The organism is Roseateles sp. P5_B10 (assembly GCF_056400485.1).
In genome coordinates this window covers 1-2,634 of the sequence record NZ_JBFULE010000734.1, presented here as the reverse complement: position 1 = coordinate 2,634, position 2,634 = coordinate 1, and the positions used below count along the sequence as shown (strand labels likewise).

Here is a 2,634-nt window from a genome sequence, read left to right as displayed (position 1 = left end):
CAGTGCACCCAGCTGCACGGCGGCATCGGCGTCACCGACGAGTACGCCGGCAGCCACTACTTCAAGCGCCTGACCGTCATGGAGATGCAATGGGGCGACACCATGCATCACCTGGGTCAGGTCAGCCAGAGCATGTTGGATACTGCGGGCGTGTTTGCCTGAGCGTGAAGGAGCCAAGGTCTCACCACGCTTTCATTCGAGAGACCTTGCCATGATCGCTGCTCGCTGTATTGCCCTTTCCCTGGTCGCGCTAGCGACTTCCGCCTCGGCCCAGATGATGAAGCCGGGCCTGTGGGAGATGAAACAAACCACCCAGGTCGACCCCGAGCGCAAGGCGCAGATGGAAAAGGCCCAGAAGGCCATGGAGAGCATGCCCCCGGCTCAGAAGCAGATGATGCAGGAGATGATGGCCAAGCGCGGCGTCAGCATGGATTTCGCGGGTGGTGCGGTCACTGTCAAGAGCTGCCTCACCGAGGAGCAGGTCAAGCGCGACCTCACGCCCTCTCATCCGGCCGGCAACTGCACCCACGATGTCCGCCGCAGCGGCAATGTCATCCACAGCCATTTCGTCTGCACCGACCCGGCCACCGAGGGTGAAGGCACGACCACCCTGCAAGGCAACACCGCCTTCACCAGCGACGTCAAGCTGACCCGCCAGCGCGACGGCAAGACCGTGACGACGGCCGTCAGCGGCGAGGGCCATTGGATCAGCGCCGACTGCGGCAACATCCAGCCCATCCAGGCACGGCCCAAAGCCACGCCGTGAAACAGCGGCTCTCACAGATCCTCTTCAGCCAGGGCTTCGGAACGCGGCGCCTGTGCGCAGGGCTGGTATGGAACGGCGAGGTGTCGGTCAACGGCGAAGTCGTCGACGACCCGGAGGCCGAGTTCGAGACTCAAGGCATGCGCTTCACGGTCGGTGGCCTGGAGTGGCCCTGCTACGACAAGGCACTGATCCTGCTGAACAAGCCGGCCGGCTACGAATGCTCGCAAAAGCCCAAGCACCACCCCAGCGTGCTCAGCCTGCTGCCAGCGCCGCTGCGCGAGCGCGGCGTGCAGCCCATCGGTCGGCTCGATGAAGACACGACCGGCCTGCTGCTGCTGACCGACGACGGCACCTTGATCCACAAGCTGACCTCGCCCAAGCACCATGTGCCCAAGGTCTACGAAGCGCGCTGCAAGCATCCGCTGACGGCGACCATGGTCGAGCAGTTGCTGGCCGGCGTCGAGCTGAAGGAGCCAGAGAGCAAGCTTCCGGCCAAGTTCCAGCGACCGCCCGAGATCAGCAAGGCCGAAGGCGCCGAGATCGCCGACGAGACGCTGCTGCGGCTGACCCTTGTCGAAGGGAAATACCACCAGGTCAAGCGCATGGTCGCGGCCGTCGGCAACCGCGTCGAGGCCCTGCACCGACCGCAGTTCGGCGCGCTGACGCTGCCGGCCGACCTGGCGCCCGGCCAATGGCGCTGGGTGGCGAGCCCTGCGGAGGTCTGGGGCCAATGACGCAGCGGGGACAATGAGCCCATGCGAGTTTTCAGAGGCTTCCACCACCCCGGCATCGCACCTGCCTGCGCACTGACCATCGGCAACTTCGACGGCGTGCACCGCGGGCACCAGGCCATGCTGGCGCTGCTGCAGTCAGAGGCCCGCCACCGCGGGCTGCCGACCTGCGTGCTGAGCTTCGAGCCGCATCCGCGCGACTTCTTCGCCGCCAAGGCCCACAAGCCCGAACTCGCGCCCGCCCGCATCGCCAATCTGCGCGACAAGCTCGTGGAGCTGGAGCGCTGCGGTGTCGACCAGGTCGTCATCCTGCGCTTCGACGAGGCCCTGGCCTCACTGCCGGCGCCGGACTTCATCCGCCAGGTGCTTGTCGACGGCCTGGGCGCTCGCTATGTGCTGGTCGGTGACGACTTCCGCTTTGGTGCCAAGCGCCAGGGCGACTATGCGACGCTGGATGCCGCCGGCCAGGCGCGCGGCTTCGACGTGGCCCGCATGATGAGCTACGAGGTGCACGGCCTGCGCGTCAGCAGCTCGGCCGTGCGCGAGGCGCTGGCCGCGGGCGACATGGCGGCCGCCGCGGCGCTGCTGGGTCGGCCCTATGCCATCTCGGGCCACATCACGCACGGGCGCAAGCTGGGCCGCCAACTGGGCGAGAGCGCCCCCGGCGCGGCCGACGGCTTTCGCACCTTGAACCTGCGCTTCGACCATGACAAGCCGGCCGCCCAGGGCATCTTCGCGGTGCTGGTGCATGGCCTGACGCCCGAGCCGCTGCCGGGCGTCGCCAGCCTGGGCCGGCGGCCCACCGTCGAAGATGCCGGCCGCGTGCTGCTGGAGGTGCATTGCCTGCGGTGGCCCCTCGGCCCCGAGGGGGGCTACGGTAAACTCGCCCGCGTGGAACTGCTGCACAAACTTCGCGACGAAGCCAGGTACGACGGGCTTGAAGCGCTCACGGCTGCCATCGCAGCCGACACGGCGGCGGCGCGCGCCTTCCTGGCCACCCACGCCGCCCAGCGACGCCAGACCACGCGCGACCGAATTTGAAGCGGCTCCCCGCCGCTCTTCGCTCCGCCCTCCCCGCTTCTTGATCGCCAGGCACGCCGCCTGGCCGCATGCCATGACCACCCCGGACTACCGCTC

3 protein-coding genes and 1 pseudogene are annotated in these 2,634 nt (G+C 68.0%); all 4 read left to right on the top strand.

The genetic code is table 11. From position 1 onward, the window contains the following. A pseudogene (locus tag AC1DU6_RS26760) lies at positions 1-162 on the top strand (acyl-CoA dehydrogenase family protein); the annotation flags it as partial. A gap of 49 nt (positions 163-211) precedes the next feature. Continuing rightward, positions 212-766, top strand: coding sequence for a DUF3617 domain-containing protein (locus AC1DU6_RS26755; protein ID WP_056201967.1), 555 nt, complete (start codon positions 212-214; stop codon positions 764-766). Then, positions 763-1,500 carry a 16S rRNA pseudouridine(516) synthase gene (locus AC1DU6_RS26750; RefSeq protein WP_457352854.1) on the top strand — a complete coding sequence of 246 codons (738 nt, stop codon included), beginning with the start codon at positions 763-765 and terminating at the stop codon, positions 1,498-1,500. The genes AC1DU6_RS26755 and AC1DU6_RS26750 overlap by 4 nt, the downstream gene beginning before the upstream one ends. A 21-nt stretch (positions 1,501-1,521) precedes the next feature. Then, complete coding sequence (locus tag AC1DU6_RS26745) at positions 1,522-2,538, top strand: bifunctional riboflavin kinase/FAD synthetase (RefSeq protein ID WP_056201961.1); 1,017 nt, start codon at positions 1,522-1,524, stop codon at positions 2,536-2,538. The last annotated feature ends 96 nt before the right edge of the window (positions 2,539-2,634 follow it).